This window comes from Burkholderia sp. LFS061 (assembly GCF_047978125.1).
In the GTDB taxonomy this organism is placed as follows: domain Bacteria; phylum Pseudomonadota; class Gammaproteobacteria; order Burkholderiales; family Burkholderiaceae; genus Burkholderia; species Burkholderia pyrrocinia_C.
In genome coordinates this window covers 238,523-254,527 of the sequence record NZ_JBFPFS010000002.1, presented here as the reverse complement: position 1 = coordinate 254,527, position 16,005 = coordinate 238,523, and the positions used below count along the sequence as shown (strand labels likewise).

The 16,005-nt window shown below is 68.4% G+C and carries 14 protein-coding genes; 5 read left to right on the top strand and 9 right to left on the bottom strand.

The window, feature by feature from the left end; translation table 11 throughout:
* Nucleotides 1-3 precede the first annotated feature (3 nt).
* From ACNQQL_RS02720 to ACNQQL_RS02700, 5 genes are all read right to left on the bottom strand, one after another.
* Nucleotides 4-939, bottom strand: coding sequence for a universal stress protein (locus ACNQQL_RS02720; protein ID WP_204422893.1), 936 nt, complete (start codon nucleotides 937-939; stop codon nucleotides 4-6).
* Nucleotides 940-1,155: 216 nt separating this feature from the next.
* Nucleotides 1,156-2,538: an amino acid permease gene (locus tag ACNQQL_RS02715; protein WP_347063108.1), complete on the bottom strand. Its 1,383-nt coding sequence runs from the start codon at nucleotides 2,536-2,538 to the stop codon at nucleotides 1,156-1,158.
* 441 nt (nucleotides 2,539-2,979) lie between these two features.
* Nucleotides 2,980-4,005 (bottom strand): DedA family protein/thiosulfate sulfurtransferase GlpE, encoded by a 1,026-nt coding sequence (locus tag ACNQQL_RS02710; RefSeq protein ID WP_072436776.1) that lies wholly within the window; start codon nucleotides 4,003-4,005, stop codon nucleotides 2,980-2,982.
* Nucleotides 4,006-4,185: 180 nt separating this feature from the next.
* Nucleotides 4,186-4,692 (bottom strand): cupin domain-containing protein, encoded by a 507-nt coding sequence (locus ACNQQL_RS02705; protein WP_072436775.1) that lies wholly within the window; start codon nucleotides 4,690-4,692, stop codon nucleotides 4,186-4,188.
* A 367-nt stretch (nucleotides 4,693-5,059) separates the two neighbouring features.
* On the bottom strand, nucleotides 5,060-5,530 hold the full coding sequence (locus tag ACNQQL_RS02700) for a universal stress protein (RefSeq protein WP_072436774.1): 471 nt from the start codon (nucleotides 5,528-5,530) through the stop codon (nucleotides 5,060-5,062).
* Between the two features lie 320 nt (nucleotides 5,531-5,850).
* Here ACNQQL_RS02700 and ACNQQL_RS02695 point away from each other — a divergent pair, with 320 nt between their 5' ends.
* Nucleotides 5,851-7,965 carry a PAS domain S-box protein gene (locus ACNQQL_RS02695; RefSeq protein ID WP_347063107.1) on the top strand — a complete coding sequence of 705 codons (2,115 nt, stop codon included), beginning with the start codon at nucleotides 5,851-5,853 and terminating at the stop codon, nucleotides 7,963-7,965.
* Entirely contained in the window at nucleotides 7,962-8,609 is a 648-nt protein-coding gene (locus tag ACNQQL_RS02690) for a response regulator transcription factor (RefSeq protein ID WP_034179559.1), read from the top strand. The genes ACNQQL_RS02695 and ACNQQL_RS02690 overlap by 4 nt, the downstream gene beginning before the upstream one ends.
* 74 nt (nucleotides 8,610-8,683) lie before the next feature.
* On the opposite strand, the gene ACNQQL_RS02685 is transcribed toward ACNQQL_RS02690, so the two are convergent.
* Nucleotides 8,684-9,088 (bottom strand): lysozyme inhibitor LprI family protein, encoded by a 405-nt coding sequence (locus ACNQQL_RS02685; RefSeq protein ID WP_347063106.1) that lies wholly within the window; start codon nucleotides 9,086-9,088, stop codon nucleotides 8,684-8,686.
* Between the two features lie 342 nt (nucleotides 9,089-9,430).
* On the opposite strand from ACNQQL_RS02685, the gene ACNQQL_RS02680 reads away from it, so the two are divergent.
* Genes ACNQQL_RS02680 through ACNQQL_RS02670 form a run of 3 tightly spaced genes read left to right on the top strand, consistent with a single transcriptional unit; the run spans nucleotide 9,431 to nucleotide 11,747 of the window.
* Entirely contained in the window at nucleotides 9,431-10,033 is a 603-nt protein-coding gene (locus ACNQQL_RS02680) for a DUF1326 domain-containing protein (protein WP_072436771.1), read from the top strand.
* Between the two features lie 23 nt (nucleotides 10,034-10,056).
* Nucleotides 10,057-10,845: a DUF2182 domain-containing protein gene (locus ACNQQL_RS02675; RefSeq protein ID WP_204422889.1), complete on the top strand. Its 789-nt coding sequence runs from the start codon at nucleotides 10,057-10,059 to the stop codon at nucleotides 10,843-10,845.
* 8 nt (nucleotides 10,846-10,853) lie between these two features.
* Entirely contained in the window at nucleotides 10,854-11,747 is an 894-nt protein-coding gene (locus ACNQQL_RS02670; protein WP_347063105.1) for a DMT family transporter, read from the top strand.
* 128 nt (nucleotides 11,748-11,875) lie between these two features.
* Here the strand turns inward: ACNQQL_RS02670 and ACNQQL_RS02665 are convergent, their stop codons facing one another.
* The 3 genes from ACNQQL_RS02665 to ACNQQL_RS02655 all read right to left on the bottom strand — a co-directional run bounded on the left by ACNQQL_RS02665 (nucleotide 11,876) and on the right by ACNQQL_RS02655 (nucleotide 15,964).
* Complete coding sequence (locus ACNQQL_RS02665) at nucleotides 11,876-12,205, bottom strand: DUF4148 domain-containing protein (RefSeq protein WP_034179562.1); 330 nt, start codon at nucleotides 12,203-12,205, stop codon at nucleotides 11,876-11,878.
* Nucleotides 12,206-12,429: 224 nt separating this feature from the next.
* Entirely contained in the window at nucleotides 12,430-13,305 is an 876-nt protein-coding gene (locus tag ACNQQL_RS02660; protein WP_347063104.1) for a PilZ domain-containing protein, read from the bottom strand.
* Nucleotides 13,306-13,384: 79 nt separating this feature from the next.
* Nucleotides 13,385-15,964, bottom strand: coding sequence for a penicillin-binding protein 1A (locus ACNQQL_RS02655; RefSeq protein ID WP_347063103.1), 2,580 nt, complete (start codon nucleotides 15,962-15,964; stop codon nucleotides 13,385-13,387).
* Nucleotides 15,965-16,005 lie beyond the last annotated feature (41 nt).

Below are 16,005 nucleotides of genomic sequence, written 5' to 3'. Positions count from 1 at the left end.
CAGTCACTCCGCCCCACGCACGAGCAAGACAGGCACTTGCGCGAGGTGCGCAACGCGGCGCGCGACGCTGCCGATCAGCCAGGCGGCGATGCCGCGCCGGCCGTGCGAGCCGACCACCAGCAGTTCCGCACGCCAGTGCACGGCGTCGCGCATCAGCGCATGGGCCACGTCGTCGCTGGTCGGACGCGTTTCGACGATACCGCGCTTGGTCGGGTTACCGGTCGCATGGAACAGCGGACCGACCTTCGCCAGTGCATCCTCGCCCTCCGCCCGGTACGCATCCTCGAGCGCGCGCACCGGCACGAAATCCGTCAGACGAACCGCGCGATCGATCACGTACGCCGCATACAGCAACGTCGTCGGCGCCGCGAAGCCGAGCCCGACACGCACCGCGTGCAGCGACGGCTCGCTGCCGTCGACCGCGAACATCAGCCGCTGCAGCGTGCCGTCCGACGGACGTGCATAGCCGGCCGGCACGATCAGCAGCGCGCAGCGCGCGCGTGTCGTCAGCGTGTCCGACATCGCGCCTTCGACGAGCCGCAGCAGCCCGTGATGCGGATTCGCGCCGACCACGAGCACGTCTGCACGCCACGCCAGCGTGTCGTTCACCAGCGCATCGGCGACCGTGCCGCCCGTGACCGACGTATCGACGACGACCTGCTCGACCTCGATGCCGCTGTCGTCGAACAGCGCCGCGATCCGCGCGTTGGTGGCTTGCGCCTCGCGGATCATGTCCTCGCGCGCCGACGTCAGCAGCGCGTCGATGCGCGGGATGTCGGGCAATACGAGGCGCGGGTTGTCGATCGTGCAGACGATGCGCAATCGCATGCCGGGGCGCAGAAGCGTGCGCGCGTAGCGCGCGGCGGCCAGCGATTCGGGCGTTGGATCGACGGCCAGCGCGATTCGCGCGAGCGTCGGGATGGAATGAGCAGGCTGCATGGCGAAGGCCTCCGTGCGTGCGCGTCGTCGCGGAACGACGACGGGAGCTTCGCGCGGAAGCGGCGCGCGACGGCCGGGCGGCCGAACGGCTGGCGCGGTCGCGGGGATCGCCGGGTGACCACGCGAAGCGCGGACAAGCAATGCGTTCAGCATAGGGCGTCCGGCCCACGCGCGCATGATCGTGATCAACGATCGCGCAGCCCCTGCCCGTACCGCTTACGACTTCGTCGGCACCGATGCCGCCGGACGGTTCGCGTAGAACAGCGCATACGCGATGCCGAGCAGCACGATCCACACCGGCCCGATCACGAGCGCGACGCGCGTGTCGGGCGTGAACGCCATCAGCACGACGACCAACGCGAGAAACCCGAGCGCGATGTACGAACCCAGCGGATAGAACGGCACGCGGATCGGCAGGCGCGCGATCTTGTCGGCTGAAAGCGTGCGGCGAAAGCGCATCTGCGCGATCAGGATCACGCACCACGTCCAGATCGCGCCGAACGTCGACACCGACGTGAGCCACGTGAACACGTGCTGCGGCGCGAGATAGTTGAGCAGCACGCCGATCAGCAGCAGCGCGACCGACACGATCACGCCGTACACCGGCACGCCGTTGCGGTTCACGCGGCCGAGGCTGGCCGGCGCCTGGCCCTGCTGGGCGAGGTTGTAGAGCATCCGCGCGGTGCTGAACAGGCCGCTGTTGCACGACGACAGCGCCGCGGTCAGCACGACGAAGTTGATAATGCCGGCGGCGGCCGGAATGCCGAGCCGCGAGAACGTCATCACGAACGGGCTGCCCTGCGTGCCGATCTGGTCCCACGGATACAGCGACATGATCACGAACAGCGCGCCGATGTAGAAAATCAGCACGCGCCAGAACACCGAGTTCACGGCCTTCGTCAGCGACTTCTCCGGGTTGCGCGCCTCGCCGGCCGTGAGGCCGAGCATTTCGACGCCGAGATACGCGAACATCACGATCGGCAGCGCGGCGATCACGCCGCCGATGCCGTTCGGCATGAAGCCGCCGTGCTCCCACAGGTTCGAAATGCCGGTCGCGACACCGCCGTTGCCGATGCCGAACGCGATCATCAACCCGCCGCCGACGATCATCAGCACGATCGTGACGATCTTGATCAACGCGAACCAGAACTCGAATTCGCCATACAGCTTGACCGCGATGAAGTTCACCGAACCCATTGCCATGAGCGCCGCGAGCGCCCAGATCCAGTTCGGCACGCCGGGGAACCACATGTGCATGTAGACGCCGACCGCCGTGATTTCCGCCATGCAGGTGACGATCCACACGAACCAGTAGGTCCAGCCGGTCAGGTAGCCCGCGAGCGGGCCGAGGTAGTCGCGCGCGTAGCGGCTGAACGCGCCGGCGACCGGATTGGTGATCGCCATCTCGCCGAGGGCGCGCATGATCAGGAAGATCGCGATGCCGCCCAGCAGGTAGGTCAGCAGGATTGCCGGGCCGGCCGTGCGGATCGCGGTGGCCGAGCCGAGGAACAGGCCGACGCCGATCGTCGCGCCGAGTGCCATCAGATTGATGTGCCGCTCTTCCAGCCCGCGGTGCAACTGGTCTTCTGGTTGTTTCAAGTCCGTCTCCTGGCAGCCGCGCGCGGGCCGCCGTCATTGTGTCGATGTCAATGCGCGACCGTTCATGCCGATCCCGGCAGCCGAAAACGAAATAATCTCCGCCGTCGTTTTCAGAATGAGAAACGACACGAATACTGCGTCAATCCGACTGGAATCGCCGCGGATTATCCGTATTCTCCTGAACAATCCGGAAAACGGATCGGGCCTTTCACGGAATACGCCCGTGCGGCCCGTGCGACGCGGCTGTGCGCGTGACGAGCGGCAACGGGATCAATCGCTTTCGGCGCGAACGAACGCGCGTCGAATGTGCGCGATCATGCGCAGCAATATGCAGGCGGGATTATATGAATGATCGGAGGTTTCACGCCAGCCGATTTTCGCAAAATCGCGATGCGTGTAACTGCTGGCGGAATTCGAATGCGCGCGACGCCGCGCACGCATTTATTTGGACAGCGTCGCGCGCACCGTATATTCGCCTTCGAGCGCGCCGTGTTCGGGGCGCACGAAATAGCGCGACGAATCGAGATCGGCCGGCAGCGGCTCGACCGGATAGCCGTGCTTCTCCCACGCATCGAGGCCGCCCTTCAGCGCGCGGATGTTGTGGATCATCTTCTTGCGCTGCATCTTCGCGATCAGGCGCTTCGCGGTCGCCTCGTTCGGGCACACGCAATAGACGACGATCGGCCGTTTCAGCATTTCCGGGTCGAGCAGATCCGGCGAGTCGAGATCGACCGGCACCGCGCCGGCGATCCGGTACGGCTCGCGTTCGCGGATCGCGCGCGGCCGCGCGTCGAAGATCAGCGGCGGCTCGTCCGACGTCATCATCTCGACGAGCTGCGGCGGCGAGATGCGTACCTGCGCGAGATAGCGGCGGAACTGCACGCGGCGCACCCAGCGGTACAGCAGGAACGTGATGAAGATCGCGAGGAACGCGTCGAGGATCGTGCCGCCGCTAGCGCGCACCCACAGCACGAACTGGACGATCTGGTCGTGAATGGCCGCGCCGCCGACGAGCCAGAACGCGGCCCACAGCGACGCGCCGGCCAGATCCCAGAACAGGAATACGCCCACGCCGATCGCGGTCGTGCCGAGCAGCGGCGCCGACACGAGGCCGAGGCCCGGCAGGAATTTGGACAGCACGAGCAGCGGCGCGCCGTATCTTTCGAATACGTTACGCGCGAAGCGCAGCGTCGTGTCGAGCGACAGCGAGAAGCGCACGAGGCCGTTCAGCAGGCGCCGGCCGCGCGTGCGGCCCATGAAGAACCACAGCGAATCGGCGAGCATCGTCGCGCCGATCGCCGCCGCGAACATGCTGGCCCAGGACGCCTGCCCCATTGCCGCCATCGTGCCGCCGAGAATCAGCATCGGCACGGCCGGCACCGGCACGCCGAGCTGCGTGATCAACACGCTCGCGAACACGGCCCACGGGCCGAGCGACGATGGAATTGCAATGGGAAAGTGCCACACGGCGGCGCTCCTGGAAGACATGCGGGCCGCGCGACGGGGGCCGTCGGACCGGCTGCGCAACGGCCGCCGCGGCACGTCCGCAGCAGACCTTGTGCATCACGGGCATTCTAAACGGGTTTGACCGGGATCGCGCGGAACACACGCGACCGTCACGGGCTTCAGGCCGACGGCTGCACCAAGTTACGCGTCCGGGCGCTGCGCGAGCCTTGCAACATGCTCCGCGTAGTCGGGAAACGCGGCAGCCAGCGCGGCTGCGTCGGCCAGCTCGAATTCCGCGAACTCGAACCCCGGTGCAACCGTGCAGCCGACCAGCGCGACATGCTCCGGCGACGCGCAGCGCGCACCGAACCAGCGCCCGGCCGGCACGACCGTCTGGAACACCGTGCCCGGATGCGTGAGCGGGTTGCCGAGCCGGTGGATCGTCAGCCCGTCGCGCTCGTCGAGCACCCACACTTCGAGCGGATCGCCTGCGTAGAAATGCCAGACCTCGTCGGAACGGATCCGGTGCCACGACGAATAGGCGCCGTCGCAAAGCAGGTAGTAGATCGCGGTCGATGCAGCGCGCGGTGCGCCGTCGGCCGGACGCACGACCGAATCGGCCGCACGGTAGGTTTCGCGGAAATAGCCGCCCTCGGGGTGCGGCTGCAGGTCGAACTGGCGGATCAGGTCGGTGGCGGAAATCGGCATGGCGGATGACGTCGGTAACGTGAGAAACCGGCATCCGGCTACGGCCCGGTTCGTCGCGGATGCGACCGGGTGCCGCCGGATGCCGCTGCGTCGATCGCCGCGGCCATGCGCGCGGCGAGGAAGCGGACACGGTCGATGCTGCCAGAACTGCGGGTCGGGATGCAACCCGCGGGCGTGCAATGGCGCCTATGCGTGCGCATCCGGGGCGCCCTCTCGTCCGGACGACGCATGCGTCGAACGCGACAGACGCACTCACGCGCGCTGCGCCGATCAGCGCGTCGCGCGTTCCATCAGGCAGACATCCGGCACAGGCGGGCGGCAGTCTCCTGCCCGCAACCGCTCATGCGTCAGCAACGCACCGCATGCATCACGCGGTCGCCGGCGCGCCCGGCTCGCTGTGCCGCACCAGCAGCACGGGCCGGTCGGCCGTGCGCAGCAGCGATTCCGCGACGCTGCCGAGCAACAGCCGGCGCAGCCCGTGCCGCCCGCTCGTGCCCATTACGATCAGGTCGGCATCGGTTTCGGCCGCCGTGCGCATCAGCACCGTGGCGACATCCTCGCCGTACGCGTCGAGCGCGCGCACGGTGCCCGGCACGTGCTGCTGAGCGAGCTCCGCTTTCGCAGCGTCGAGCACCGGCGTCGCAGCGGCGGTGGCCGCCGCATCGCCATCGCGCTCGGCTGCGAAGCCCGCGTCGACGTCGACGAGCTGCGGCCGATGCTCGACGACATACGCGCAGGTGACCTCGCCGCCGGACGCCGCCGCGATCCGGATCGCCTCGTTCAGCGCGAGACGCGCGCTCGGGCCGCCGTCGAGCCCGACGAAAATCCGCTTGTACATGGTCCGTTCCTCCGACCGGGCATGCGTCGCGCGTTGTACGACGACGGCCCGTTACCGCAAGCCGGCCCGGTGCCGGCTCGCCTGCCGAACAGTCTGCCCCACGTGCCGACGCGCTCGTTGACGCGCGTCAAGCGCGGCCGGCGCACCCGCTGCTCCGTGCCGTTTGCCGCATTTTCAGCCGACCCTATTACATAAAACGTGTAAAACGCGCACAATTTCATCTTCAAAATAGACGCTGTACGCAGCCGGTGCGAGTTTTGCCCGGTTTTGCCGCGCTGCCCGAGTGCTGCGGGCCGCCCCGACAACAGAATGGCCATCGAATGACCGCCAGTGGAACCCCGACGCGTGATTCCCGAGGGCCCACGCGCCTCCAGAGCATGTTACGCCAGCCGCTTGCGGCTGGCATCGTCGCGCTGTGCGCCGGCGCGGTGCTGTCGCTCGGCGTCGCGCTGCTGGTGCGCGAGCAGTGGCAAGGCGCCGTCCGCACGCGCTTCGAGCGCCGCACGACGCACGTGACCGCGATGCTGCGCCACGAGCTGCAGTCCGGCGTCGCCGTGCTCGAAGGCGCGCGCGGCGCATTCAGCCTCGTCCCGGAAATGACGCCCGAGCAATGGCGCCGGTATGCGGAGACGCTCGATCTCGACAGCGGCCGCTCGCCGGTCCGGCAGATCGGCTATGTGCCGCTGCCGCCCGCGACACGCAGCGCCCTCGCCGGCTCGAAACCGATGCCGGGCGGCGCGCTCGCGGCCGCGGCGCTCAGCGCGCCCCCGTCGAGTTCGCCCGTCGTGCGCTTCGGCACGTCCGACGCGGCGCCGCTGGCGCGCGCGCTGCAAACCGGCGACATCGCGCTCGGCGTTCACCCGGCCGACGACGACACGTCCCGCGACGCGCGCACCCTCACACTGTTCCTGCCCGTGAGCACCTCGCCGCATGCGGCCGCCACGCCGTCCGGCACGCGCGAAGCCGGCGCCGACGGGATGCTGTTCGCGGCGCTGAGCCCGCGGCGCCTGGTCGAGCGCGCACTCGACGCGGAACGCGGAATCGACCTGTGGATGACCGCCGGCGGTGATCCGCGCGCGATCGCCAGCGTCGAAACGACGACCGACGAGGCATTGGCTTCGCCCGACCTGTTACGGCGCACCGACGTGCTGAATTTCGGCGGCACCGTGCTGACGCTCGCCTATTCCGCTGACGGCCGCCCGAGCGCGACCGGCGCGCAGCGCGCGGCCGGCACCGTGCTTGCCGCCGGACTGATCGCGTCGTTCGCGTTCGCGGCGCTCGTCCATGCGCTGATGCGCAGCCGGTCCGGCGCCACGGCCGATTCCGGCGCGAGCAGCCGCGGCATCCTCAACGAAGCGCGGATGATGGGCATTATCCGTTCGTCGATGGAAGCGATCATCACGATCGACGAGAAGCAGACGGTCGTGATCTTCAATCCGATGGCCGAGCAGGTGTTCGGCGTGTCCGCGATGGAGGCGATCGGCGCGCCGCTGTCGCGCTTCATCCCCGAGCGGTTCCGCGCCGCGCACGCGAGGCATGTCGACCAGTTCGGCGTGACGGGCGTTTCCGAGCGGCAGATGGGCCGCCAGCGCGTGCTGTTCGGGCTGCGCGCCAGCGGCGAGGAATTTCCGATCGAGGCGTCGATCTCGCAGATTCGCGACGCGTCGGGCAAGCTCTATACGGTGATGCTGCGTGACATCACCGAGCGGCTGCGCGCCGAGAATGCGCTGAAGCAATCGCGCGAGGAATTGCGCGAACTGTCGGCGAACCTGCAGAACGTGCGTGAAGAAGAAAAGACGCGCATCGCGCGCGAGCTGCACGACGACCTCGGCCAGCAGCTCACCGCGCTGAAGATGGACCTGTCGGTGGTCGAGCAGCAGTTGCGCGTGCCCGGCCGCGCGCAGCCGGACGAAGGCATGCTGTCGCACCTGCAGGGCATGCGGCGGCTGATCGACGCGACGGTCGCGTCGGTGCGGCGCATCGCGGCCGACCTGCGGCCGGTGATGCTCGACGATCTCGGCCTCGTGCCCGCGATCGAATGGCTCGCGAACGATTTCACGAACCGCTACGGGATCGATGTCGAGCGTCACATCGAAACGGGCGGCCTTACGTTCACCAGCGCGGGCGCGACCACGCTGTTCCGGATCGTCCAGGAAGCGCTGACGAACGTCGCGCGCCATGCGGATGCGACGCGCGTCGCGCTGCGGCTCGACATCGAGGACGGCTTCTGCGTGCTGCGCGTCGCGGACAACGGCCGCGGCGCGGCGCCGGGCGGCACGGTCCACGAGGACAAATCGTTCGGCCTGATCGGCATTCGCGAACGCGCGCACATGCTCGGTGGTACCGTGACGATCGACACCGCGCTCGCGCGCGGTTTCTCGATTACCGTCGCGTTACCGCTCAGTACCGTCCAACAGGAAACCCTCATCACATGATCAAGGTGCTCATCGCCGACGACCATACGCTCGTGCGCGACGGTCTGCGGCACATCCTCCAGAACGCCAGCGGATTCGAGGTGGCCGGCGAAGCCTGCGACGGCCCGTCGACGATCGCGCTCGTGCGCTCGACGCCCGCGCAGGTGCTCGTGCTCGACCTGTCGATGCCGGGCCGCAACGGCGTCGAACTGATCAAGCAGATCAAGGACGAGAAGCCCGCGCTGCGCGTGCTCGTGCTGACGATGCACGCGGAACAGCAATATGCGGTACGCGCGTTCCGCGCGGGTGCGTCAGGCTATCTGACGAAGGAAAGCGCGAGCGCCGAATTGGTCGGCGCGGTCACGAAGGTGGCGTCGGGCGGCGTCTACGTGAGCCTCGCGATGGCCGAGCAGTTCGCGCAGAGCCTGAACGAGCCGGCCGAGACGCTGCCGCACCAGCGGCTGTCCGATCGCGAATTCGACGTGTTCCGACGGATCGCCGCCGGCCAGACGCTGACCGAGATCGCGCACGCGCTGTGCGTGAGCGCGAAGACGGTCAGCACCTACAAGACGCGGATTCTGGAAAAGATGCAGATGCCGCACGAAGCGGCGCTGGTGCGTTACGCGATGCGGCACAAGCTGCTCGACGAAACGGACGACGTGTAACGGACGACGTGTAGCAGCGGATGGCGGCTTGACCGGCCGCGCGGCATGCGGCCGGTAACGGTTCGTGACTTTTCCTACCTGGCTGGCACCGGGCATGCGAGATCGCCTTCCTCGCAGGACAGATAGGCCTTCAGCGTTTCCGTACGCGCTTTCGTCAGATCGTCGAGGCAGGTCGATACGACCATCGGATACACGCTGCCGCCCTCGGCGTTCGCGCTGGAGAAACTGCACTCGGCATCGCGGTACGCGATCCACGCGCGCTGCGCATTCACGAGTTTGTCGGCAAGCGGCCGTGCATCGCGCAGGCGCGCGGTGACGGCCTGGTAGGTCCGGTTCAAATCCCCGTCGGATTTCTTGTACGCGCGATCGGCACACGCCGTCATCGTCGCCTGATCCGTTGCGTCCGCACAATTCGCCTGTGCATGGGCGACGTTCGCCGCGAGTGCCAGCGAGCACAGCAGACCGGTCAAGACACGCATGGATGCTCCTTGTTGTTCGTTGAAGTCGTGGAAGCCGGTGCGGAGCATGACGCCCCTGCCGCGCCTCGGCGCGCGGCGACACCGTCCGCGATGCTAGCGCACGCGCGTCCGCTTGTCAGCCGGCATCATGCTCGCGCGTCGGCTTGCATATCATCCACGCGCACCTACACTGGAAAAATTGATACGCCGCTTCAGGCCAGCGCTATCGCGTCCATCCCGTCCCGCTTCCGCGCATTTCTCAGCGCATTTCGCGTTCGTGCCGCCGAGCGGGCGTGACGTTTCGTCAGCCGGTTTCCTCTGCCTTGCGCAACGCGCGATCGCCGTCGCTCTCTGGAGGAAATCATGAGCTATCACCTGGAAGGCCGTCTGCTCGAGGTCTGCAACTGTCGCGTACTGTGCCCGTGCTGGATCGGCGAGGATCCGGATTTCGGCGTGTGCGACACCATCGTCGCATGGCATGTCGACAAGGGCACGGTCGACGGCGTCGACGTCGGCGGCAACACGATCGCCGCGGTGTGCCGCGTGCCGGGCAATATCCTGGAAGGCAACTGGACGGCTGCGATCTACGTCAGCGACACGGCGTCCGACGAGCAGGAGCAGGCGCTCCTCAAGGTCTATACGGGACAGGCCGGCGGCCCGATCGCCGAACTCGCGAAACTGATCGGCAAGGTCGTGTCGATCGAGCGCGCACCGATCCGGTTCGACGTCGAAGGCGCGCGCGGCACGCTGTCGATCGGCACCGACTATCACGCGGAACTCGAGCCGTACCTGGGCCCGAGCGGCGCGCAGACGACGCTGACCGACACCGTGTTCTCGACCGTGCCCGGCGCCCCCGTGTTCGTCGGCAAGGCGCCCGTCTACCGGTCGAAGAATGCGGCGATCGGCATCGACGTCGATCTGAAGAATCACAACGCGTTGCAGAGCACGTTCCTGTTCGACGCGTGAATCGCGATCGCACGGAAACGGCCATGGCAGCGTCGCTGCATCGGCGCCTGTTTCCGCTCGTGCTCACGAGCCTGGTTGGATTCGCGTGGATCACGCTGTGGGCGTGGACGCGCAGTCCGTACGGGCGTTATCTCGAGCACGGCGACGGTGCCGCCTCCGAACCGTTCAGCGCGCTTTGTCGCGCGCTGCCGGGCGGCGCGCTATGGCTGCCGGCCGTGCTCGACGCGGCCGCCTGGACGCTGATGATCCTTGCGATGATGCTGCCGACGACGCTGGCGCTGTTCAATGCGTTCGCGCGCGTCGTCGCGAACCGCCCCGACCAGGCGCGCCTGCTCGCGCTCGTCGGCGTAGGCTACGTCGTCGTGTGGAGCGGATTCGGCCTCGTCGCGCACGGCCTGCATGCACTGGTGCTGACGGGCGTCGCGCATGTGCCGGCGCTCGCGTGGCGCGGCTGGCTGATCGGCGCGGCCGTGTTTGCGCTCGCCGGCGCATTTCAGTTCAGTTGGCTGAAGGAACACTGCCTGGACCGGTGCCGCACCCCTTTCAGTTTCGTGATCAGCCGCTGGCGCGGCCGCACGCCGTTGCGCAACGCATTTGCGCTGGGCGCAAGCCACGGGCTCTTCTGCGTCGGGTGCTGCTGGGCGCTGATGCTGCTGATGTTCGTCGTCGGCGCCGGCAGTCTCGGCTGGATGCTGTCGCTCGCCGCGCTGATGGCCATCGAAAAGAATGCGGCGTGGGGGCGGCAGCTCACGGCGCCGCTCGGCGCCGCGCTGTTCGGCGTGGCCATGCTGATCGTCGCGAACCACGCGTGAGGCCCGCGATGCGCCCGCCCGCCTCCGCATTCGCGCTGCACGTACGGCCGGGCGTGCGGGTCGCCGCGCTGACGTCCGTCGCGATGCTCGCCTTCGCGTCGAATTCGCTGCTGTGCCGGCTCGCGCTGCAGGCCGGGCGGATCGACGCGGCCAGCTTCGGCAGCCTGCGCCTCGTGTCGGGCGCGCTGATGCTCGCGATCGTTGCGCGCGCGGGTGCGCGACGGCCCGCCCCGCCCGCGGACTGGCCCGCGGCGGCGATGCTGTTCGCCTATGTCGCGTGCTTCTCGTTCGCGTACCTGACCGTCAGTGCCGCAACCGGCGCGCTGATCCTGTTCGGCGCCGTGCAACTGACGATGTTCGCGGCGGGATGGCGCGCCGGCGAACGGTTCGCCCCGGCGGGCTGGGCCGGGTTCGGTGTCGCGCTCGGCGGGCTGCTGTATCTCGTGTCGCCTGGGCTCGCGGCGCCGACGCCGCAAGGCGCCGCGCTGATGACCGTCGCCGGCATTGCATGGGGCATCTATTCGATACGCGGCCGCAAGCCTGCCGATCCGGTCGCGGCGACCGCCGGCAACTTCCTGCGTGCCGCACCGCTGGCGCTCGCATTGAGCGTCGCGCTCGCCGCCCGCATGCGCGTGACGCCGGCCGGCGTCGCGCTTGCCGTGCTTTCCGGTGCGCTCACCTCGGGCCTCGGCTACGTCGTCTGGTATGCCGCGCTGCGGCACCTCACGGCCATGCGCGCCGCGGCAATCCAGTTGTCCGTGCCGCCGATCGCCGCGTGCGGCGCCGTGCTGTTCCTGTCCGAACAGCCGACCTGGCGGCTCGCGCTCGCATCGGCCGCCATCCTCGGTGGCGTCGCGGTCGTGCTCGCGACTCGTGCCCGCCGCGCGGGCACCGCGTCGTAATGCCAGGCAGGCGCACCGCGCTCGCCCCGGCTCATTCGGTCATGCGGAAACGAAAAACCCGTACACGGATACCGTGCACGGGTTTTGGGGAAACCGCAAACCGGGCACCGTTGCGGGCGCCGGCCCGCTTAGTGGCCGAAGTACACCGACGAACGATCGGCGGCGGCCGGCACGACCACGCGCTGGCCCGACTGCGACGTCGCGGCGGCATTCGCGCCGTAGCCCGTTGCGTCAGCCTGCGCGCCGGTGTTCTGCGCTGCGGCGATCTTTGCCTGCGCGGCCTGGATGTTTTCCGGATAGTTCACCCAGTCGTTCGGGTTGTAGCCGGCCTTTTCGAGCTGGACCAGCTCGGCGCGCACTTGCGCGCGCGTCAGCGGCTGCTGGTTCGATTGGGCAAACGAGACGACCGGTGCGGCCACCAGGGCGGCCAGTGCAACTGCCTTGATCAGCGATTTCATGATGCGTTACCTCCAGGATTGTTTTGTCAGGCGCTTCGGACTCGGGGTCGTTGCGCATGAGTAGAAGTCTAGGAGGGGTGACTATCAGGGTAAATACTTAAATCGCAAATTCACTGTTGACGGAAACCGTACAATTTCGCCGGAATAGCCTCAATCATCAGACGATTGTCGACATTCATACGCCGAATGCTGCGATACAGCATCTGGCGCGCGCGGCCCACGCGTCAGCGCGATTGATCGATGTCCGCCGACGCCATCAGCCTGTCGAACAGCAGGGCCTTGAGGCGGACCAGATCGTCGGCGCCGGTCTCGCCGAACGCCGCGTGATGCAGCGTCAGTGCCGGCGCCGCCGGATCGGCATGCACGGCCCGCACCGTGCCGTCGAGCGCCAGTTGCTCGACGCGGTCGCCCGCCGCGTACGGCAGCAGCACGCGCAACGGCTCTCCGCTTGCGGCGATCGTCCGGTCGACCGCGATCGACAGCCCGCTCAGGCTGATGTCGTGCACCATTCCGATGCCTTCCACCCCGTCGGCTCCCCCCGTGCAGCAGGCCGCGATCCGCGCCGGCACGCGCGGCTCCGCGCGCGTACGCAGCCGGTCGACGAAGCCGGGCGGCGACAGGATCATGAACCGCGCGGCGCCCGACTCCTGCACCGACTCGACCGTCGCGCCGAAACGGGACACCGCGGCCCGGCCGATCGCTACCGCTTCAATGTCGTCGCCGCGCGCGAAGTCGAACACGGCCGCCGGCTGCGGCTCGACGAACAGCGCGCCCGACGCGGCGACGCCGATTAGCCGGAAGCGCTGCAGTCCGCGTGTCGTGCCGACCCGGCGGCGGATGCCGATCGCGGCACCGGCCGACAGCCCCATGCGCGGGGCGGGCGGCACCGCGCCATGCGCGCGCGGCTCGGCATCGGCGTCATCGCGCATGCGCACGGGCCGGAAATGGTCGAACAGGAAAGCATGCTGCGCGGCATCGCTCAGCGTCGTGCCGGCCGGCAGCAGCGCGGCGCCGTCGGCATCGTAGAGATCGAAGCCGAGCGGAACGCCAACGCAGAGGTCGTCGCGCGCTAGCGCGACGTAGTCGGTGGGAGGTCGCATCGGAGAGGCGCGGAACGACCGCGCGAACTGTCGTGACAACATGATTACGGCAGCATCGCGCGAAATCTGAACGGCTTCGTTACTGCGAGGCGCCCGTCGCGTCGGGAGCGACCGGCGCGGGTGGCTGGGCCGGCGTGGCGGCCGGCGCAGCACCGATGCCCGCACTGCCGTCGCTCGTCGTACTTGCGCCCACTGCCGGGGGCTGCGCTGTCTGCGGTTGCGATGCGCCTGGCGACAATGCGGCGGCCGATGCGGCCACTTCGGACGCCGGTATCCATTCCTCGACGATGCCGCCGGACGCCGCTTCGGGCGCCGATGCCGCCGACGCGGCCGATGCGGCGCCTTCGTCGGCCTCCGATGAAGGCTCCATGCGCTGCGTCCTGACCGGCGCGGGCGCCTTCGTCGGCTCGGGCCTGAACCACGTGTCGAACAGATCCGTCGCACGCTCGCGCAGCGACGCGAACCAGCCGGGCGACGGCTCGGTATCGAATTTCGCCTTCGTGTCGACGATCCGGGCGCGCTGCGCGCGCTGGAAGAAATCGCCGACGATCGGCAGCGCACTGTGCGCGCCCTGCCCCCAGTAATCGCTGCGCAGCGTCACGCGGCCGTCGTCGAAACCGACCCACGCACCGGCGACGAGGCCGGGCTGCATCAGGATGAACCAGCCGTCCGCGTTGTCCTGCGTCGTGCCCGTCTTGCCGGCTACATCGCCGCGAATGCCGAAGCGCGTGCGGATGCTGCCGCCCGTGCCGCGCGTCACGACATCGCGCATCACGTCGAGCAGCGTCTTGTCGGTTTCGGCGTCGAGCGCGCGCTCGGGCGGCGCCGGCGCATACTCGGCGAGCACGTCGCCCTGGCGGTTCTCGATGCGCGTCACCATTTGCGGCTCGACGTAGAGGCCGCCGTTCGCGATCGTCGCGTACGACGCGACCATCTCCTTCAACGTGACCGGGCTCGTGCCGAGCGCCAGCGACGGCACGCGTTCGAGCGGGCTTTCGCGCACGCCCATATCGCGCGCGAGCCGTGCGACAGCCGTGGGCCCGACCTTCTCCATCACCTGCGCGGTAATCCGGTTGCGCGACAGCGCGACCGCGTCGCGCAGCGTCATCGGCTTGCCCGTCGGCGGCACGTCGTCGTTCGGCCGCCAGATCTCGCCGCCCTTCAGCGGGATCTCGACCGGCTGGTCGATGAACGTGTCCTCCGGCTTCATCCCGCCCGCGAACGCGGCGCCATAGACGAACGGCTTGAACGTCGAGCCCGGCTGGCGCCGTGCCTGCGCGACGTGGTCGAACGGCTCGTTGGTAAAGTCGCGGCTGCCGACCCATGCGCGGATCTGCCCGTCGCGCGGATCGATCGCGAGGAAGCCGGCCTGTACGTCGGTCTTCGTCTTGCACAGCGCGCGCATGAAGCCGCGGTCGGCCGCGAGCAGCTTCATCGCGGCCGCGTCGTCCTTGCCGGCGTCCTGCGCGGCCTTGTACTCGGGCGACTCGCGCATGAAGGTGCGGAACACCTCGTTGTCGGTGCCGCAGCCGTCGCGGCCGCTCCACGCGTTGTTCGCGATGCCCTGCAACTGATTGCCCTGCAGCGTGAGCGCCTGCGTCGCCATCTGCTGCAGCCGCGAATCGATCGTCGTGCGCACGATCAATCCGTCCGAGTAGATGTTGTAGTCGTTGCGGTCGGCCCACGCGATCAGCCATTTGCGCAACTGCTGCGCGAAATGCGGCGCCGGCCCCGGCGGCTCCTTCTGCCGCTCGAAATCGATGCGCAGCGGCCTGCGCTGCAACTGCGCGAACTGCGCCGTCGACAGCTTGCCGTACTTCACCATCTGGCCGAGCACCGTGTTGCGCCGCTGCAGCGCACGCTCGGGGTTCAGCACCGGGTTGTAGTAGCTGTTGCCCTTCAGCATTCCGACGAGCGTCGCGCTGTCGAGCACGTCGAGTTCGTCGGCCGACTTGTCGAAATAGGTGCGCGCGGCCATCTCGACGCCGTACGCGTTGTACAGGAACGGCACCGTGTTCAGGTAGGTCTCGAGAATCTGGTCCTTGCTGTAGACGGCCTCGATCTTCAGCGCGGTGATCGCCTCCTTCACTTTGCGCGTGAGCGTCGGTGCGCGGCCGATCTCGTCCGGATACAGGTTGCGAGCGAGCTGCTGCGTGATCGTCGAGCCGCCCTGGCGACTGCCCGAGAACGTATGGAGCGCGGCCGACGCGGTGCGTTTCCAGTCGAGGCCGTGATGCTCGTAGAAGCGATGATCCTCGGTGGCGATCAGCGCGTCGACCATGTGCGGCGAGATCTGCTTGAGCGGCACCCACTCGCGGTTCGACGGCTTGAATTCGGCCAGTAGCTTGCCGTCGGCGGACAGCACCTGCGCGGGCTGGTCGACGCGCGCCTTGCGGATGTCGCCGATGCCCGGCGTGAACGGGATCAGCGCGATCACGTACAGCACGAACAGCACCGGCACGCCGGCCGCCGTGAGCAGTACGCCGCGGCGCGTGGGACGACGGAGATGCTGCCACGCGGCGGCGGCGAGAGGCTTGACCCTCGCGACGGCGGCAGCCGCGACGGGTTGGGCGCGCGCAACCCAGCTGGCACAGAAGTCACGCACTGACGACACGTTTCGGCGATTCACGCGGGTGGAGCTCGGCTGAAAAGGGTGCATCGTACCAAAACTCGCGCGGCCCGCCGGCCGTGGCGGCCTTG

Coding starts and splice junctions, on each gene's coding strand:
- ACNQQL_RS02700 (WP_072436774.1), bottom strand. CDS start 5,530: ATGTACAAGCGGATTTTCGTCGGGCTCGACGGCGGCCCGAGCGCGCGT.
- ACNQQL_RS02675 (WP_204422889.1), top strand. CDS start 10,057: ATGGCAGCGTCGCTGCATCGGCGCCTGTTTCCGCTCGTGCTCACGAGC.
- ACNQQL_RS02680 (WP_072436771.1), top strand. CDS start 9,431: ATGAGCTATCACCTGGAAGGCCGTCTGCTCGAGGTCTGCAACTGTCGC.
- ACNQQL_RS02720 (WP_204422893.1), bottom strand. CDS start 939: ATGCAGCCTGCTCATTCCATCCCGACGCTCGCGCGAATCGCGCTGGCC.
- ACNQQL_RS02660 (WP_347063104.1), bottom strand. CDS start 13,305: ATGCGACCTCCCACCGACTACGTCGCGCTAGCGCGCGACGACCTCTGC.
- ACNQQL_RS02670 (WP_347063105.1), top strand. CDS start 10,854: ATGCGCCCGCCCGCCTCCGCATTCGCGCTGCACGTACGGCCGGGCGTG.
- ACNQQL_RS02690 (WP_034179559.1), top strand. CDS start 7,962: ATGATCAAGGTGCTCATCGCCGACGACCATACGCTCGTGCGCGACGGT.
- ACNQQL_RS02705 (WP_072436775.1), bottom strand. CDS start 4,692: ATGCCGATTTCCGCCACCGACCTGATCCGCCAGTTCGACCTGCAGCCG.
- ACNQQL_RS02695 (WP_347063107.1), top strand. CDS start 5,851: ATGACCGCCAGTGGAACCCCGACGCGTGATTCCCGAGGGCCCACGCGC.
- ACNQQL_RS02665 (WP_034179562.1), bottom strand. CDS start 12,205: ATGAAATCGCTGATCAAGGCAGTTGCACTGGCCGCCCTGGTGGCCGCA.
- ACNQQL_RS02685 (WP_347063106.1), bottom strand. CDS start 9,088: ATGCGTGTCTTGACCGGTCTGCTGTGCTCGCTGGCACTCGCGGCGAAC.
- ACNQQL_RS02655 (WP_347063103.1), bottom strand. CDS start 15,964: ATGCACCCTTTTCAGCCGAGCTCCACCCGCGTGAATCGCCGAAACGTG.